14 protein-coding genes, 1 tRNA gene and 1 pseudogene are annotated in these 16,073 nt (G+C 71.3%); 13 read left to right on the top strand and 3 right to left on the bottom strand.

Features of this window, described 5'->3' with window-relative positions; translation table 11 throughout:
• Positions 1–164 precede the first annotated feature (164 nt).
• Positions 165–2,909: a penicillin acylase family protein gene (locus tag CCZ36_RS13435; protein WP_069740340.1), complete on the top strand. Its 2,745-nt coding sequence runs from the start codon at positions 165–167 to the stop codon at positions 2,907–2,909.
• A 3-nt stretch (positions 2,910–2,912) separates the two neighbouring features.
• On the opposite strand, the gene CCZ36_RS13430 is transcribed toward CCZ36_RS13435, so the two are convergent.
• On the bottom strand, positions 2,913–3,524 hold the full coding sequence (locus tag CCZ36_RS13430) for a 5-formyltetrahydrofolate cyclo-ligase (protein WP_069740341.1): 612 nt from the start codon (positions 3,522–3,524) through the stop codon (positions 2,913–2,915).
• A gap of 93 nt (positions 3,525–3,617) precedes the next feature.
• Here CCZ36_RS13430 and galU point away from each other — a divergent pair, with 93 nt between their 5' ends.
• The 10 genes and pseudogenes from galU (at position 3,618) to CCZ36_RS13380 (ending at position 11,840) form a co-directional block, all read left to right on the top strand.
• The gene (gene galU, locus CCZ36_RS13425; protein WP_030803516.1) at positions 3,618–4,520 is read left to right on the top strand and encodes a UTP--glucose-1-phosphate uridylyltransferase GalU; all 903 of its coding nucleotides are present in this window, start codon (positions 3,618–3,620) and stop codon (positions 4,518–4,520) included.
• Positions 4,521–4,524: 4 nt separating this feature from the next.
• Positions 4,525–5,835: a molybdotransferase-like divisome protein Glp gene (gene glp / locus CCZ36_RS13420; RefSeq protein WP_128817734.1), complete on the top strand. Its 1,311-nt coding sequence runs from the start codon at positions 4,525–4,527 to the stop codon at positions 5,833–5,835.
• A 99-nt stretch (positions 5,836–5,934) separates the two neighbouring features.
• Positions 5,935–6,444: a cyclic pyranopterin monophosphate synthase MoaC gene (moaC, locus tag CCZ36_RS13415; protein ID WP_128817733.1), complete on the top strand. Its 510-nt coding sequence runs from the start codon at positions 5,935–5,937 to the stop codon at positions 6,442–6,444.
• Positions 6,441–7,016 carry a MogA/MoaB family molybdenum cofactor biosynthesis protein gene (locus tag CCZ36_RS13410; RefSeq protein WP_128817732.1) on the top strand — a complete coding sequence of 192 codons (576 nt, stop codon included), beginning with the start codon at positions 6,441–6,443 and terminating at the stop codon, positions 7,014–7,016. The genes moaC and CCZ36_RS13410 overlap by 4 nt, the downstream gene beginning before the upstream one ends.
• Before the next feature lie 17 nt (positions 7,017–7,033).
• Complete coding sequence (locus CCZ36_RS13405; protein ID WP_069740344.1) at positions 7,034–7,663, top strand: GNAT family N-acetyltransferase; 630 nt, start codon at positions 7,034–7,036, stop codon at positions 7,661–7,663.
• 157 nt (positions 7,664–7,820) lie between these two features.
• Positions 7,821–8,990 carry a divisome protein SepX/GlpR gene (gene sepX / locus CCZ36_RS13400; protein WP_128817731.1) on the top strand — a complete coding sequence of 390 codons (1,170 nt, stop codon included), beginning with the start codon at positions 7,821–7,823 and terminating at the stop codon, positions 8,988–8,990.
• Between the two features lie 107 nt (positions 8,991–9,097).
• Positions 9,098–9,171, top strand: a tRNA-Ala gene (locus CCZ36_RS13395).
• Positions 9,172–9,561: 390 nt separating this feature from the next.
• On the top strand, positions 9,562–9,810 hold the full coding sequence (locus tag CCZ36_RS13390) for a hypothetical protein (protein WP_128817730.1): 249 nt from the start codon (positions 9,562–9,564) through the stop codon (positions 9,808–9,810).
• A 74-nt stretch (positions 9,811–9,884) separates the two neighbouring features.
• A pseudogene (locus tag CCZ36_RS13385) lies at positions 9,885–10,920 on the top strand (PucR family transcriptional regulator).
• 122 nt (positions 10,921–11,042) lie between these two features.
• Positions 11,043–11,840 (top strand): alpha/beta fold hydrolase, encoded by a 798-nt coding sequence (locus tag CCZ36_RS13380; protein ID WP_237302656.1) that lies wholly within the window; start codon positions 11,043–11,045, stop codon positions 11,838–11,840.
• Positions 11,841–11,982: 142 nt separating this feature from the next.
• Here the strand turns inward: CCZ36_RS13380 and CCZ36_RS13375 are convergent, their stop codons facing one another.
• Both CCZ36_RS13375 and CCZ36_RS13370 read right to left on the bottom strand, forming a co-directional pair.
• Entirely contained in the window at positions 11,983–13,635 is a 1,653-nt protein-coding gene (locus CCZ36_RS13375) for an ABC transporter permease (protein WP_128817729.1), read from the bottom strand.
• Positions 13,632–14,621, bottom strand: coding sequence for an ABC transporter ATP-binding protein (locus tag CCZ36_RS13370; RefSeq protein ID WP_128817728.1), 990 nt, complete (start codon positions 14,619–14,621; stop codon positions 13,632–13,634). The genes CCZ36_RS13375 and CCZ36_RS13370 overlap by 4 nt, the downstream gene beginning before the upstream one ends.
• A 269-nt stretch (positions 14,622–14,890) precedes the next feature.
• Here CCZ36_RS13370 and CCZ36_RS13360 point away from each other — a divergent pair, with 269 nt between their 5' ends.
• Both CCZ36_RS13360 and CCZ36_RS13355 read left to right on the top strand, forming a co-directional pair.
• The gene (locus CCZ36_RS13360; RefSeq protein ID WP_237302655.1) at positions 14,891–15,289 is read left to right on the top strand and encodes a GbsR/MarR family transcriptional regulator; all 399 of its coding nucleotides are present in this window, start codon (positions 14,891–14,893) and stop codon (positions 15,287–15,289) included.
• A 133-nt stretch (positions 15,290–15,422) separates the two neighbouring features.
• A complete protein-coding gene (locus CCZ36_RS13355) occupies positions 15,423–15,806 on the top strand; it encodes an ArsR/SmtB family transcription factor (RefSeq protein WP_069744614.1) in 384 nt (127 codons plus the stop codon).
• Positions 15,807–16,073: the final 267 nt, after the last annotated feature.

Genomic DNA, 16,073 nt, shown 5'->3' with positions numbered 1-16,073 from the left:
CTTCGTTACCTTACCTAATCGTTAACGAATCCTTGACGGCTTCGAGTGTTCGTACGAGGAAGACGTAAATGGATGCATCCCTATACCGCGTCCGAGTGGCTTCTCCGCTGCGCCTATGGTTGCTCCTGCACTCCCAGGACCACCCTGCCCCTCTAAGGACAGCGATGCCCGCCAACACAACCGACTCTTCCGGCCCTTCCGACGCGAAGAAGCCCGGCAGGAAGAAGGGGCGACGTGCCCGCCTGATCGTGCTCGTCCTGGTGCTGGCGCTCGTCGCGGGTGTCGGGTACGGGGCGTACTGGTCCGTAGCCACCGTGCGGGCGTCGTACCCGCAGACCACCGGATCGATAGAGCTCGACGGCCTTTCCGGCGACGTCGAGGTCAAACGCGACTCCTACGGGATTCCGCAGATCTACGCGGACTCCGACGCCGACCTCTTCCGCGCCCAGGGCTTCGTCCAGGCCCAGGACCGCTTCTGGGAGATGGACGTCCGGCGCCACATGACGTCCGGCCGGCTCTCCGAGATGTTCGGTTCCGGGCAGGTCGAGACCGACGCCTTCCTCCGTACGCTCGGCTGGCGGCAGGTGGCGCAGAGGGAGTACGACGAGGTCCTCGACGAGAGCACCAAGAAGAACCTCCAGGCGTACGCGGAGGGCGTCAACGCGTACCTGAAGGGCAAGGAAGGCCGGGACATCTCGGTCGAGTACGCGGCGCTGGGTCTGACTAACGACTACAAGCCCGGTGAGTGGACCCCGGTCGACTCGGTGGCCTGGCTCAAGGCGATGGCCTGGGACCTGCGCGGCAACATGCAGGACGAGATCGACCGTTCGCTTCTGACCAGCCGCCTGGACCAGGACCAGATCGAGGACCTGTACCCCGGCTACCCGTACAAGCAGCACAAGCCGATCGTCGAGCAGGGCGCGATCTCGCCGGTGACCGGGAAGTTCGACCCCGAGGCGACCCCGGCGGACGACATCGGCTCGGCGACCCCGCAGGGCGCCGGCGAGGGCCTGACGACCCAGCTCGCCGCGCTCTCCGACACCCTGGACGAGATCCCGGCGCTGCTCGGCCCGAACGGCAACGGCATCGGCTCGAACTCCTGGGTCGTCGGCGGCGCGCACACGACGTCCGGAAAGGCGCTGCTCGCGAACGACCCGCACCTCGCGCCGATGCTGCCCTCGCTCTGGTACCAGATGGGCCTGCACTGCCGGAAGCTCTCGGCGACCTGCCAGTACGACACGGCCGGCTACACCTTCTCCGGCATGCCCGGTGTGATCATCGGCCACAACCAGGACATCGCCTGGGGCCTGACCAACCTGGGCGCCGACGTCACCGACCTCTTCCTGGAGAAGGTCTCCGACGGCGGCTACCTGTACGACGGCGCGACCAAGCCGTTCAAGACCCGCGAGGAGACCATCAAGGTCGCGGGCGGCCGGGACCGGACGATCACCGTCCGCGAGACCGACAACGGCCCTCTGGTCTCCGACCGCAGCAAGGAACTGGACAAGGTCGGCCAGAAGGCCCCCGTCAGCAACGCCGCCCCCGACCGGGCCGACGGCTACGCGGTGGCCCTGAAGTGGACCGCGCTCCAGCCCGGCAAGTCCATGGACGCCGTCTTCGCGATCAACCGGGCCAAGGACTTCACGACCTTCCGGGCGGCCGCCGAGAACTTCGAGGTCCCCTCGCAGAACCTCATCTACGCCGACACCGAGGGCAACATCGGCTACCAGGCCCCGGGGAAGATCCCGGTCCGCTCCGCCGGCTTCGACGGTACGGTCCCGGCGCCGGGCTGGGACCCGAAGTACGCGTGGAAGGGCTACATCCCCTTCGACGAGCTGCCCTACGAGTACAACCCGGACCGCGGCTACATCGTCACCGCCAACCAGGCCGTCATCGACGAGAAGAAGTACCCGCACCTCCTGACCAAGGACTGGGGCTACGGCGCCCGCAGCCAGCGGATCAACGACCTCCTCGCCCAGAAGATCAAGGGCGGCGAGAAGGTCTCGACCGATGACATGCAGAAGATGCAGATGGACAACTTCAGCGAGATCGCCGCGCTGCTGGTGCCCGAGCTGAAGAAGATCAACATCTCCGACCCGAGCGTCCGCGAGGCCCAGAAGCTGCTGGAGGGCTGGGACTACACCCAGGAGCCCGACTCGGCCGCCGCCGCGTACTTCAACGGCGTCTGGCGCAACATCCTGAAGCTCGCCTTCGGCAACAAGCTGCCCAAGGAGATGCGCGTCAAGGGCGACTGCATCAATGTGCCGCCCGCCAAGAACAGCGGTCCGGCCGACCAGCAGAGGAAGCTCGTCCGCGAGTGCGGACAGCGCGACGGGGACACGGCGCAGCCGGACGGCGGCGACCGCTGGTTCCAGGTGGTCCGCGAGATCATGGGCGACCAGGACAACGCGTGGTGGAAGGCGCCCGCCCGGGGTCGCGAGGACGCCCTGGAGAACCGGGACGACCTGTTCGCCCGGGCGATGGAGGACGCCCGCTGGGAGCTGACCTCCAAGCTCGGCAAGAACATCTCCACCTGGAGCTGGGGCCGGCTGCACCGGCTCACGCTGAAGAACCAGACGCTCGGCACCGAGGGCCCCGGCCTGCTCCAGCGGGCGCTCAACCGCGGCCCCTGGAACCTCGGCGGCGGCGAGGCGGCGGTCAACGCCACCGGCTGGAACGCGGCGAGCGGCTACGACGTCATCTGGGTGCCGTCGATGCGCATGGTGGTCAACGTCGGTGACTGGGACAAGTCCCGCTGGATCAACCTCAGCGGCGCCTCCGGGCACGCGTTCAACGCGCACTACACCGACCAGACCGACAAGTGGGTCGACGGTGAACTGCTCGACTGGTCCTTCGGGACCGAGGCGGTCGACGCGTCCACCGTCGACACGCTGACGCTGAAACCGTAGGCCCTACAGAGGGTTCACGAAGCGCCGCGCTCCGGCCGGCGTGACCACGGCGTCCACGGGGTGGTCGTGCGGTTCCGACGGGACCCGCGCGACCACCTCGTTCTCGTACAGGAGCACGACGAGCGACGGGTGCGCCCCGGCGGCCGTCAGCCGGGCCAGCACCCGGTCGTAGCTGCCGCCGCCCCGCCCCAGCCGCATCCCGGCCCCGTCGACCGCCAGGCCGGGCAGCAGCACCGCGTCGGTGGCGATGACGGCGTCGGGGCCCAGGCGCGGACCGTCCGGCTCCAGGAGCCCTCGTCCGGCCGGGAGCAGGTGCGCCGGGCCCTCGTAGGCCGCCCAGTCCAGGTCGTTGTCGGCCAGGAGGACCGGCAGCAGCACCCGCACGCCGCGGCCGCGCAGCGCCTCCAGGAGGGCACGGGTGCCCGGTTCGCGGCCCACGGAGACATACGCGGCGACCGTACGGGCGTCGGCCAGTTCGGGGAGGTGCAGCGCGGCGTCGGCGAGAACCGCGGCGGCCCGGAGAGCGTCCTCCTTCGTCAGAAGGGCCCTGGCGGCGAGCAGTTCGCGGCGCAGGGAGCCCTTCGCGGACGTCTTTCCGGACTTGTCGGTGTTCATTGGTGACTCGCACGATTCTCGTATGGGCATATTTAAGGACGAAGTTAACCGGAATATCAGCTTCCGGCCGTGTGCACCCGTTAAGGTCGGCACATGACTCAGTCGCCCTCCAGGATCAGCAAGGCCGTCATCCCGGCAGCAGGTCTCGGCACCCGGTTCCTGCCCGCCACGAAGGCCACTCCGAAGGAGATGCTGCCTGTCGTCGACAAGCCGGCCATCCAGTATGTCGTCGAGGAAGCCGTGGCAGCCGGCCTCTCCGACGTACTGATGATCACCGGCCGCAACAAGCGGCCCCTGGAGGACCACTTCGACCGCAACTACGAGCTGGAGTCCGCGCTCACCCGCAAGGGCGACGCCGAACGCCTGGCCAAGGTCCAGGAGTCCAGCGATCTGGCCACCATGCACTACGTGCGCCAGGGAGACCCCCGCGGCCTCGGGCACGCCGTGCTGTGCGCCGCCCCGCACGTGGGCGACCAGCCCTTCGCGGTGCTTCTCGGCGACGACCTGATCGACCCGCGCGACGCGCTGCTGGCCCGGATGGTCGAGGTCCAGGAGCGTGAGGGCGGCAGCGTCATCGCGCTGATGGAGGTCGATCCCTCGCAGATCCACCTGTACGGCTGCGCCGCCGCGGACGCCACCGTCGACAGCGACGTCGTCCGCGTCACCGACCTCGTCGAGAAGCCGGACCCGGCCGACGCCCCCAGCAACCTCGCCATCATCGGCCGGTACGTCCTGGACCCCGCCGTCTTCGACATACTGCGACACACCGAGCCGGGCCGCGGCGGCGAGATCCAGCTCACCGACGCGCTCCAGCTGCTCGCCGCGGACGAGAAGATCGGCGGCCCCGTGCACGGCGTCGTCTTCAAGGGCCGCCGCTATGACACCGGCGACCGCAGCGACTATCTGCGCGCCATTGTCAGACTGGCGTGCGAACGTGAAGACCTGGGGCCGGACTTCCGGACCTGGCTGCGCAAGTACGTCGCTGAGGAGATGTAACCCCGTGAGCAGCACGATCTGGTCGGTCGACGAGCACCTGGACGACATCCTCGCCTTGGTGAGGCCGCTGGAGCCCATCGAGCTGCAGCTGCCCGACGCCCAGGGCTGCGTCCTCGTCAAGGACGTCGTCGTGGAGGTGGCCCTGCCGCCCTTCGACAACAGCTCCATGGACGGTTACGCGGTCCGCGTCACCGATGTCGAGGGCGCCAGCGAGGAGTTCCCCGCGGTCCTCACCGTCATCGGGGACGTCGCCGCGGGCAGCGCCGGGCTCGCCGACGACCAGGTCGTGGGACCGGGACAGGCCGCCCGCATCATGACGGGCGCCCCGCTGCCCGCCGGCGCGGAGGCCGTGGTCCCGGTCGAGTGGACGGACGGCGGTACGGGCGAGGGCCCGGCCGAGGGGATGCGCGCGCACGCCGACGCGCCGGAGGGCGCCACCGGCGAGGTCCGCGTCCACCGTCCGGTCGCGGCGGGCGCCCATGTGCGCAAGCGCGGCAGCGACGTCCAGCCGGGCGAGCCGGCCCTGGCCGCCGGATCGGTCGTCGGCCCGCCGCAGATCGGCCTGCTCGCGGCGATCGGCTGCTCCACCGTGGTCGTACGGCCCCGCCCCCGCGTGGTCGTCCTGTCCACCGGCAGCGAACTGATCCAGCCGGGCGAGGTGCTGACGGGCGGCCAGATCTACGACTCCAACAGCTTCGCGCTCACCGCCGCCGCCCGGGACGCCGGAGCCATCGCCTACCGGGTCGGCGCGGTCGCCGACGACGCCGAGACGCTGCGCTCCACCATCGAGGACCAGCTGATCCGGGCGGACATCGTCGTCACCACGGGCGGCGTCAGCGTCGGCGCGTACGACGTCGTCAAGGAGGCGCTGTCCTCCGTCGGCGACGCGGACGAGCCGGGCAGCGGGGTCGAGTTCCGCAAGCTCGCCATGCAGCCGGGCAAGCCCCAGGGCTTCGGCTCGATCGGCCCGGACCACACCCCGCTGCTGGCCCTGCCGGGCAATCCGGTCTCCGCCTACGTCTCCTTCGAGCTGTTCGTCCGCCCCGCGATCCGGGCCCTGATGGGCCTGGCCGATGTGCACCGTCCCACGGTCCGCGCCGAGCTCGGCTCCGACAAAGCGCTCACCTCGCCGGCCGGCCGCCGCCAGTTCCTGCGCGGCCGCTACGACGCGGAGGCGGGCACGGTCACCCCGGTCGGCGGTTCCGGTTCGCATCTGGTCGCCGCGCTGGCCCAGGCCGACGCGCTGATCGTGGTCCCCGAGGACGTCACCTCGGTCGAGCCCGGCACGGAGACGGACGTGGTCCTGCTCCGCTGACCGCCGCCCGGTGGCGGTACGGTATCTGCCGCCGTGCCTTCCGGAGGTCCCCCTCCGGGCCCGAGGCCCATCGGTGCCCCTACCGCTAGGCGGAGTGAGTTGAGTACGCAGAACAGGCTGACGCACATCGACGAGGCGGGCGCGGCCCGCATGGTCGACGTGTCGGCGAAGGACGTCACCACCCGCGTCGCCCGCGCGTCCGGCCGGGTGCTCGTCGCGCCGCGCGTGATCGAGCTGCTGCGCGGCGAGGGGGTCCCCAAGGGCGACGCCCTCGCCACCGCCCGGATCGCCGGGATCATGGGGGCCAAGCGCACCCCGGACCTGATCCCGCTCTGCCACCCGCTGGCCGTCTCCGGGGTGAAGGTCGACCTGAGCGTGGCCGACGACGCGGTGGAGATCACGGCCACCGTGAAGACGACGGACCGCACGGGCGTCGAGATGGAGGCCCTGACGGCGGTGTCGGTGGCGGCCCTGACCGTCGTCGACATGATCAAGGCGGTCGACAAGAGCGCGGTCATCACCGACGTACGGGTCGAGGCGAAGTCGGGCGGCAAGTCCGGCGACTACCGGCGCACCACGCCGGCGGCATCGGCGGGACCGAACGCGTGACGCCGCCCGAGCCCGCCGGAGGCGCCGGCCACGAGCAGCCGGCGCGGGGGCCCGAGCCCACCGGAGCCGCCCCGGGTGCCCCGTACCGCGCCCTCGTCGTCACCGCCTCCAACCGGGCCTCCGCCGGTGTGTACGCGGACAAGGGCGGCCCGCTGATCGCGGAGGCGCTGACCGGCCTCGGTTTCACGGTCGACGGCCCACAGGTCGTCCCGGACGGCGACCCGGTCGAGGCGGCCCTGCGCGCGGGCGTCGCCGCCGGGTACGACGTGATCGTCACCACCGGCGGTACGGGCATCTCGCCCACCGACGCCACCCCCGAGGCCACCCGCCGCGTCCTCGACCACGAGATCCCCGGCATCCCGGAGGCGATCCGGGCCGAGGGCCTCGCGAAGGTCCCGACCGCCGCTCTCTCCCGGGGCCTCGCGGGCGTCGCGTCCCGCACCCTGATCGTCAACCTCCCCGGCTCCACCGGCGGGGTGAAGGACGGGCTCTCCGTCCTCGGCCGGCTCCTGGTGCACGCCGTCGACCAGCTCCGAGGCGGCGACCACCCCCGACCGGGGAGCCCGAGCTGAGCATCGCGACCTGGCCGGTGACGCTGACCGACGGCGAGATCGTCCTGCGTCCGATAAAGATGCGTGACCAGCGGGTCTGGCGCGAGGTCAACCGGCGCAACCGCGACTGGCTGCGCCCCTGGGAGGCCACCGTCCCACCGCCCGCCCCCGGCGGCCCGATCGCGCAGCGCCCCACGTACCGGCAGATGGTCCGCCATCTGCGCGCCGAGGCGAACGCGGGGCGGATGCTGCCGTTCGCCATCGAGTACGAGGGCCGGCTGGTCGGCCAGCTCACGGTCGCGGGGATCACCTGGGGCTCGATGTGCTCCGGTCATATCGGCTACTGGGTCGACCGGAGCGTCGCCGGGCGCGGCGTCATGCCGACGGCGGTGGCGCTCGCGGTGGACCACTGCTTCCGCACGGTGGGCCTGCACCGGATCGAAGTCTGCATTCGCCCGGAGAACGCGCCCAGCCGCAGGGTGGTGGAGAAACTCGGATTCCGCTCCGAGGGCGTGCGCCCGCGCTATCTCCACATCGACGGAGCCTGGCGCGACCACCTGATCTTCGCCCTCACCGCCGAGGAAGTGCCCGACGGGATGCTCCGCCGCTGGCGCCGGTCGCGGCGCGCGACGCCGGAAGGCCCCGGGGCGACCGAGGAAATAAAATAAGTGTTCGAATTTGATCGCTGAGTGACCGTAATGGCCAGGGCTATCGGCCTCTGTTGATCCGAACAATCACAAAAAAAGTCCGTGATATCAGCCGGATCGTGCGACACACCGGGCCAATTGGCGGATCCTTCCGCGCAAACCCCTCTACGGTGTGAGTGTGAGCAGCAGCGGCCTCATCTACGCAGTCATCGTCGGGGCCTGGGCCGCCTACTTGGTGCCGATGTGGCTCCGCAGGCAGGACGAGCTCAACGAAGCACGTCCGACCGAACGCTTCAGCACCGCCATCCGGCTGCTGTCCGGCCGGGCGGCGATGGAGCGCCGTTACGCCAAGGAGCTGCGGGAGCGCACCGCCGAGGAGGCGGGGCCCGAGGTCGACCCGGACCGGGAAACGGACCGTATGGAGTCCGTGGACGTCCGGGCCTTTGCCGCGCCTCCGGCGCACACGGAAGCCCGGCTGAACGACCCGGCGCACGCGCCCGAGCGCGCCCCGGGCCACCAGGCATCCGACCGCCCGGCGCACGACCGCCGGTCCGGCGAGCGCCCCGCGGAGCACGTGCCCCCCGCCCCGCGGCGCCCGCGCCCCGGCGCGGCCGACGCCGAGCGGGCCCGGCGCGCCCGGCGCTCCCAGGTTCTGGCGCGGCGCAGGCGGACCACGGTCGTCCTCTTCCTGGCCTTCACCCTCGGCGCGATCGTCGCGGCGGTCGGCGGCCTCGGCTTCCTCTGGGCCCCTGCGGTGCCGGCCGTGCTGCTGAGCACGTACATCGTGCACCTGCGTGCCCAGGAGCGCCGACGGTTCGCCTTCACGATGGACCGCCGCCGGGCCGAGGACGCGGCACAGCGGCTGCGGGAGAACCGCCCGCGCCGCAACCAGCCCGCGGCCCCCGACTCCGCCGAGGCGGACGACGACTCCGAAGCGCACCACGCGGAGCCGGAACCCACCCCCACGGTCTCCCCCCAGGAGGCCGGCCGCCGCGCCCTCGTCGAGCAGACGGATCACGCGGAGTGGGTGGACCAGCAGCGCGAACGCGGCCGCGTTCAGGGAGACAGCTGGGAACCCGTTCCCGTACCGCTGCCCACCTATGTCACCGCGCCCGTCGCCCCCCGGGCCACGGGGGCGGTGGAGGTCGGTGACCCGGAGACCTGGAGCGCGGCCCGCTCCAGCACCGCCGAACCCACCCAGACGGGCACCTCGCACCCGACGGCTCCGGCGGTCGACCCGGCCCCGCGCCAGCGCACGAACCAGTCCCGCCGCAACCGCGACCGGGGCCGGACCCCGCTCTTCGACCAGTACGACGACGAGGACCGGCCGCGCGCGGCCAATGAGTGAGGCCCCCGGGGACGCCCGGGGGTACCGGGAAACCCGACACCGCTGACCAGCGGAGGAACGGATTTCCAAGCACCCCTGTGAGGGTGCTAGAGTTTCACACGTCGCAAGGGCCTGTGGCGCAGTCTGGTAGCGCACCTCGTTCGCATCGAGGGGGTCTGGGGTTCAAATCCCCACAGGTCCACAAGCGAACTGTTCACGAGTCATCTCGTGAAGGGTTCACGAGATCCCGTCCAGTTACTTCAACTGGGCGGGATTTCGTGGTTCTCAGACTTGGTGCGACGCGGATGCCGCTCGGAGAAGCCTCGGTTCGGCGCCGCCCGGCGCTGCTCGGTTCGAGTCGGGCTTCGGACCGGTCGTCGCATCTATGTTGTCCGTGAGAGGCCGTGACTAGGATGCGTGCAACGCGTCGTCACGGGCGCTGGTGTGCCGGGAAGCCTGGTCGGCGACGGGGGCGGTTGTCCCTCCGTCCGCCGCGACCCCGGAGGCTGCCCGCCGTGTACGAACGACCGCACCACTGCACGAGAGCCCCGGATCTGTTGTCCGGGAGGGGGCCCCGGCGCGCCGGTCGCCGGTGAAGCCGCTGCCGGACCGGCGGCAGGTCGCCGTGCTCCGTCCGGAGGCCGAGCGGGTCCGCATCGGCCTGCGCGGCACCACTGTCCTGACCGCCGACGGTGCCCAGGGAGTGGGAACAGCCGCCCGTCCCGCTCGGTGCCGCGGCGTCCTGACCCTGATCAGCGGAGCCTCGTTCGAAGCTCGCGACGGCTTCCGCCGGGCCGGAGTCGACGAACCCGTCACCTACGCCGACGACCGCACCACCTGAGCCGGTGCGCCGATCCCCGAAGGCATCGGCGCACCCGAGGCAGTACAGGTGGCGCCCTGAGACAGGACGACCGGATGCAGACGTACACCGGATACGAATCCCTGCTGGCCTCGGCCGCGGCGACAGGGCAAGAGCCCGACGAGGCCACGTTGGAAGGACTCCGTGTCTTCGGGGAACAAGCGGCCGACGACGGCATCACGCTGCGCGCCCTGGTCGTGCACCACCTCGCCCGCGCCCGCGTCGCCTGGCCCGTGGGGGCCGCGGGTGCTGACTGTGTGCTCGCCACGGTGCAGACCGCCGTCGAGGCGCTCTGAGGGCTACGAAAGAGCGCAGCAAATCGCCTTCAGGCAGGAGGAGTCACGCCGCCGCGAGTTCATCGACGACCTGCTGTACGGGCGTGGCGACCTGGGACGTCTGGTGGAGCGTGCGGAGCAGTTCGGGCTGAGGCTCTCCCATGCCCACGCCGTCGCCGTCGCGGAAGGCGCCGATCCCTACCTGGAGGGCGAGGCCGTGCCCCGCCTCGTGGAGCGGGCCGTGAACGCGCGCTTCGGCGACCGCAACGTCCTGCTCACCACCAAGGACGGCCGGATGATCTGCATCGCCCCTGGCGACCAGCGGGACGTTCTCATCCACTTCGCCAAACAGGCCCACGCCGCGACCGACGGTGGCCGGGCCGCCATCGGCCGCCCGCACCCGGGCGCGGGCGGCGTGGTCCACTCCTACGAGGAGGCCCTCCGGGCCCTGGATCTGGCGGTCCGGCTGGAACTCGATGATCCGGTGCTGTACGCCGCGGACCTTCTCGTGTATCCGGTGCTGACCCGGGACCGGCAGGCCATGGCCGACCTTGTCCGCACCACGCTGGGCCCGCTGCTCAGGAGCCGCAACGGCCCGCAGACCCATCTGGACACCCTCACCGCCTACTTCGACGCGGGATGCGTCACGACGTACGCCGCCCGGAAGCTGTCCCTGAGCGTCCGCGCTTTCACCTACCGGCTGGAGCGCATCCACCAGCTCACCGGGTCCGACCCGGCCAACCCCCGGCACCGATACGCGCTGCAGACCGCGGTCATCGGAGCCCGCATCCTCAACTGGCCCGATCAGAACGCCTGACTTGCCGCCTCCATCTGCCGGTGCCGATCACGAAGGACGGGTACGTGCCCTCTGTCTACAGAAACGCCAGGGCTCAAAAGGAGATTCGGCACTGGTGCCTGAGTCGGATCGACGCGTGGCACGTGCCCCATGCCCGCCGGGAGACGGCGACATCGGCGGGCCTGACCAGTGTCGTGACCGTGGGCCCCGAGTCGCGGGACGGAGCACCGGCCGTCGTTCTGCTGCCGGGTACGAACATGAATGCCGCCCTGTGTCTGGCTGCCGCCGAAGGGCTGGCCCGTGAACACCGTGTGGTGATCCTGGACCTGCCCGGGCAGCCGGGGCTCAGCTCGGGTCACAGGCCCCGTGCCGGGCGCACGGCTTGGTACGGAAGGTGGCTGAGCGAGATCCTGGCTCTGGTGGTGCGGGAGCCGGCCGTGGTGGTGGGGCATTCCCTGGGCGGCGCGGTGGCGCTGGCCTGCGGCTCTCCTCTCATTGCCGGTCGAGTGCTGCTGTCCGGCGCCGGCGTCACGCGTCTGCGGACCCCCGCCCCCCTGCTGGCCGCCACCGTTCCCTGGCTCCTGCGCCCTTCGGTGCCGCGAGCGGAGGAGTTGCTGCGTCATATGTCCGCCCCGGGGTGGACGGTCCCCGGGCACCTGAGCGCGTGGATGGATCTGGTCGCGCGCCGCTGCCGCACCAGCCTGGCCCCTGCGCCGCTGCCGCCCGCCCTCCTGGAACGGTCCCGCGCGGCTCCGGTGCTGGTCGCTACGGGAAGGTTCGACCTCTTCCTGCCCCCGGGCGCTCTGGGGCCGGCCGCCCGGCATCGTCTGGGGGTGGGGCTCAGGGTGGTCGAAGGGGCGGGGCACCTGCTCCTGGACGAGGCGCCGGTGGAGGTCTGCGAGCTCGTGGAGCGGTTCTGCAGGGCTCATACGGTGCGGTGACGCACCACCGTTAGATGTCCGATCACCCTTGACCGCCGGTCCGCGCCCCCTTTCCGGGGCGCGGACCGGCGCTTGTGGTGGCGGGCGGGGGTGCCGCCGGGTGAGGAGGGCCCTCTGCTCTACGCAGGTCCGGTTGCCTCCGTCACTTCGTCTCCAGATCCCGTCGGCGGAAGCCCGCCAGCCCCGACAGGACCAGTCCGGCCGCGACGGCTGTGAGGACGAGCACGGGAGTCCAGCTCATCTCGGCGGCCGGAAGGCGGGGGACGTGGCCGAAGGGCGAGAGGTCGTTCATCCAGTCGGGGAAGCGGAGAATCGCGCCGAGGTACCCGACGAGGAACGCGTACACGGGCACGACCCAGGCCGCCGATGCGGCGCGGGGGCACCAGCCGAACAGCACGACGGCCACACCCGCGGTCACCCACAGAGCGGGCGCGTACGCGACGGCGGCCCCGAGCAGTTCCCCCACGAGGGCGGTGTCCCCGGTGGACGCGGCGCCCGCGAGACCGAAGCCCAGCCCGGCCGCGAGCAGCAGCGCCGTACCGCCGGCCAGCGCGACGGCGATATGGCTGCCCAGCCAGCGGTCGCGCGAGAGACCGGTGGCCAGCAGGGGTTCGGCGCGGCCGGCGCTCTCCTCGGCTCGCGGCCGCAGGGAGGCCATCACCACGTACACGGCGGCGACGACCGCGACGACGACCATCACCATCGACGCGAACGACTCGGCGACGGAGCTGCCGCCGATCTCCGCCAGCGCCTCCTGGACCTGTTCGATGTCCTTCACCATGTCGGCGGCGTCGCCGAGGATGGAGCCGTACATGAGGCCCATCAGGAACAGTCCGGCGCCGAAGCCCAGCAGGGTCGCCCGGTGCAGCCGCAGGGCGAAGCCGAAGGGCCGCGTGAGGGCTTCGGACGCGGTACGGCGGCCGAGCCGGGCGGCGCGCAGGCCGGCGCCGACATCACGCCGGGTGCTCAGCACGAAGCCGGCGGCGGCCGTGAGCGCGGCCGTGGCCAGGCAGAGCAGCAGGGGCCACCAGCGGTTGTCGACGAAGACGTAGGTGCGCTGGATCCAGCCGATCGGGCTGAGCCAGGACAGGGCGTCGTTGCCGACATCGCCGGAGGCTCGCAGCACGTAGGCGACACCGATCAGTGCGAGCGCCATTCCGGAGGCGCCGCGCGCGTGGGCGGTCACCTGCGCGGTGACGGCGGCGATGCCGGCGAAGACCAGGCCGATCACGGTGTGCGTGAGCCCGTACAGCAGTGCTTCGCCGGTGCCGATGCCGTCGATGCGCGTCGAGACGAGGGCCAGGGCCACGAGGACGGCGAGGGCGATGTTGGCGACGGCGGCGACCGCCAGGGCGGAGGCCAGCTGGGCGTGGTGCCCGACGACGGTGGAGCGCACCAGCTCGGCCCGGCCGGTCTCCTCCTCGTTCCGCGTGTGCCGGGTGACGATCAGGACGCTCATCAGGCCGACCAGGACGGCCATGAAGCCGAGCATTTGATGACCGAGCATCGCGCCGATGTCGTAGTCGGAGAGGTAGCGGCGCGGGCCGGTCATGGCGAGCGCGGCGGGGCTGTCCATGGTGGCGGCGACCGCGGCCCGCTTCTCGGCGGTGGCGTACAGGGTCGTGTATTCGCTCGCTGTGGCGAGCGTGCCCAGGGTGAGCGCGAGCAGCCAGACCGAGAGACGGACACGGTCCCTGCGCAGGGCGAACCGGATGAGGGCCGCGGTACCCGCGAAAGCGCCCGGACCCGGTCCGGGTGCGGTGCGGGCCCGGAGGGCTGCTGCGGTGGTGGTCATCGGTCCGCCTCGTCGCCGCCGAGGACCGGAGTGACCGTGCCGGAGACCGTGTCCCCTGAGCCGGAGGAGCCTCCGGTGCGCCTCTGGCCTCCGTTGACGGCGAGCTCGTCGCCGTAGTGGCGCAGCATCAGCTCCTCCAGCGTCGGCGGATGGCTGATCAGACCGCGGATGCCGAACTCGCCGACTCTGCGGATGGCGGTGTCGAGGTGTGCTCCGTCGACGGCGAAGCTCACCCGACGGTCCTGCGTCTGGACCCCGTGGACGCCGGGCAGGGTGTCGAGTCCGGTGACCGGGTGCTGGGTCTCGGCCTCCACCGTCGTGCGCGTCAGGTGCCGCATCTCGCTCAGCGTGCCCGACTGTACGTTGCGGCCCTGCCGGATGATGCTGACGCGGTCGCAGAGCTTCTCGACCTGGGCCAGGATGTGGCTGGAGAGCAGCACGGTCCTGCCCGCGGCCTTCGCCTGAAGGATGACGTCCTGGAAGACGACCTCCATGAGCGGATCGAGTCCCGCCGTGGGCTCGTCCAGGAGCAGCAGTTCCGCGTCGGAGGCGAGCGCGGCGACGATGGCGACCTTCTGCCGGTTGCCCTTGGAGTAGGCGCGGCCCTTCTTGGTCGGGTCCAGGTCGAACCGCTCGACGAGCTCGTCGAGCCGCCGCCGGTCGAGACCGCCGCGCAGCTTGGAGAGCAGGTCGATGGCCTCCCCGCCGGTGAGGTTGGGCCACAGCTCCACGTCGCCGGGTACGTAGGCGAGCCGCCGGTGCAGCTCGACGGCGTCCTTCCACGGGTCCTTGCCCAGGAGCTGCGCGGAGCCGGAGTCACCGCGCAGCAGCCCGAGCAGAACACGGATGGTGGTGGACTTTCCCGCACCGTTGGGGCCGAGGAAGCCATGGACCTCGCCGACGTCGACGGTGAGGTCCAGGCCGTCGAGGGCGTGTGTCCGGCCGAACGACTTGTGGAGCCCGGCGACAGTGATTGCCTTCTTCATGATGCCGAACGTACGCTTTCTTCAGAAGTGTGTGAAGTTAAGGAACCGTATGAATCACTCGATAGACTGCCGCGGGGCCTCGGGTGGGTCGGGGCGCCGAATCACAAGGACTGGGGTCAGGGCATGAATGAGCGGCGGCGGGGAGACGGCCGTGCGGACGGCGGCCGGGGGAGGCCCGCGTCGGCGGCGGGGCCGCCGACGCGGAGGCCGCCGCCTCGCCGTTCGTCGAGCGCTTCGCCGCCCAGCTCGTCGAAGCCGGGATGGCCCGCATGCCGGCCAGGGTCTTCGCGGCATTGCTCTCCTCCGAGCGGGGGGCCCTGACCTCCGCCGAGCTGGGCGAGCGGCTCACGATCAGCCCGGCGGCCGTATCGGGAGCCGTCCGCCATCTCGCACAGGTCAACATGATCAGCCGTGAGAGGGAGCCGGGTTCGCGGCGTGAGCGTTACCGCGTACAGGGTGATCAGTGGTACAGCGCCCTGACGGGGCGCGACGCCATGCTGAGGAGCTGGCAGGCGACGTTGAGGGAGGGTGTGAGCCACTTCGGGCTCGAAACCCCCCAAGGGCGCAGGATCAACGACACGCTGGAGTTCTTCCAGTTCCTGGAGAAGGAGTTGGGGTCGCTGATGGAGCGCTGGGAGACGCACCGAGCCCAGCACCACGGCCGCTGACCGCGCGACCTCGCCCCCACCGCGCGGCCGGTACGCGCCTCCCCCTGGACGGCGGTGGCCTTGTCCCTCGGCAGTAGCGCGCTTCCAAGAATGCCTGAAGAGGTGTTCAGGTGTGATCGTTAGGATGGGTCCCATGGGGCACGGAGCCGACGGCAGGAGCGACACCACCGCGCGTGAACGACTCGACGCGGCGGGAGCCTCCGACGTCGCCGCGACCCTCCAGGCTCTGGCCACCCCGTCCCGCCTGTACATCCTGGCCCGCCTCCAGGAGGGCCCGTGCTCGGTCGGCGACCTCGCGGAGGCCGTGAGCATGGAGGCGTCCGCCTGCTCGCACCAGCTGCGGCTGCTGCGCAACCTCGGACTGGTCACCGGCGAGCGTCACGGTCGTTCCATCATCTACTCGCTCTACGACAACCACGTCGCCGAGCTCCTGGAGCAGGCGCTCTTCCATGTGGAGCATCTGCGGCTCGGCCTGCACGACCGTTCCGGGATGTCGCAGACTTCTGTCCGCGGGTAGGTGGGACGCCGCCCCGGGCCCTGGAGAACAGGGTCACCGTGACCTCGTACCGACCGTCGACGCCGAGCATGCCTTCGACGTCGCGGGACGGCCGTCGGCGCTGCGGCTGCGCGACCGCCTCGACGCGCAAGACGGCCGGCGCGGAGGCGGGACCGTACGGGCTCGTCGGCGAGGGGCTGACCGGCCTCGCTCGCGTACCGTCTCCTCGGCTCGGCGGCCGATGCCGAGGACGTCGTGCAGGACGCGCACCCCGCCACACCGGGACGC

This window comes from Streptomyces sp. S063 (assembly GCF_002832675.1).
Classification (GTDB): domain Bacteria; phylum Actinomycetota; class Actinomycetes; order Streptomycetales; family Streptomycetaceae; genus Streptomyces; species Streptomyces sindenensis.
This window is presented reverse-complemented; position numbering and strand designations above follow the sequence as displayed.

What these genes read in the sequence shown, in the direction of transcription:
- CCZ36_RS13360 (WP_237302655.1), top strand. Translation starts at nt 14,891, where the DNA reads ATGCCGGCCAGGGTCTTCGCGGCATTGCTCTCCTCCGAGCGGGGGGCC.
- CCZ36_RS13430 (WP_069740341.1), bottom strand. Translation starts at nt 3,524, where the DNA reads ATGAACACCGACAAGTCCGGAAAGACGTCCGCGAAGGGCTCCCTGCGC.
- CCZ36_RS13355 (WP_069744614.1), top strand. Translation starts at nt 15,423, where the DNA reads ATGGGGCACGGAGCCGACGGCAGGAGCGACACCACCGCGCGTGAACGA.
- CCZ36_RS13435 (WP_069740340.1), top strand. Translation starts at nt 165, where the DNA reads ATGCCCGCCAACACAACCGACTCTTCCGGCCCTTCCGACGCGAAGAAG.
- galU (WP_030803516.1), top strand. Translation starts at nt 3,618, where the DNA reads ATGACTCAGTCGCCCTCCAGGATCAGCAAGGCCGTCATCCCGGCAGCA.
- CCZ36_RS13375 (WP_128817729.1), bottom strand. Translation starts at nt 13,635, where the DNA reads ATGACCACCACCGCAGCAGCCCTCCGGGCCCGCACCGCACCCGGACCG.
- CCZ36_RS13370 (WP_128817728.1), bottom strand. Translation starts at nt 14,621, where the DNA reads ATGAAGAAGGCAATCACTGTCGCCGGGCTCCACAAGTCGTTCGGCCGG.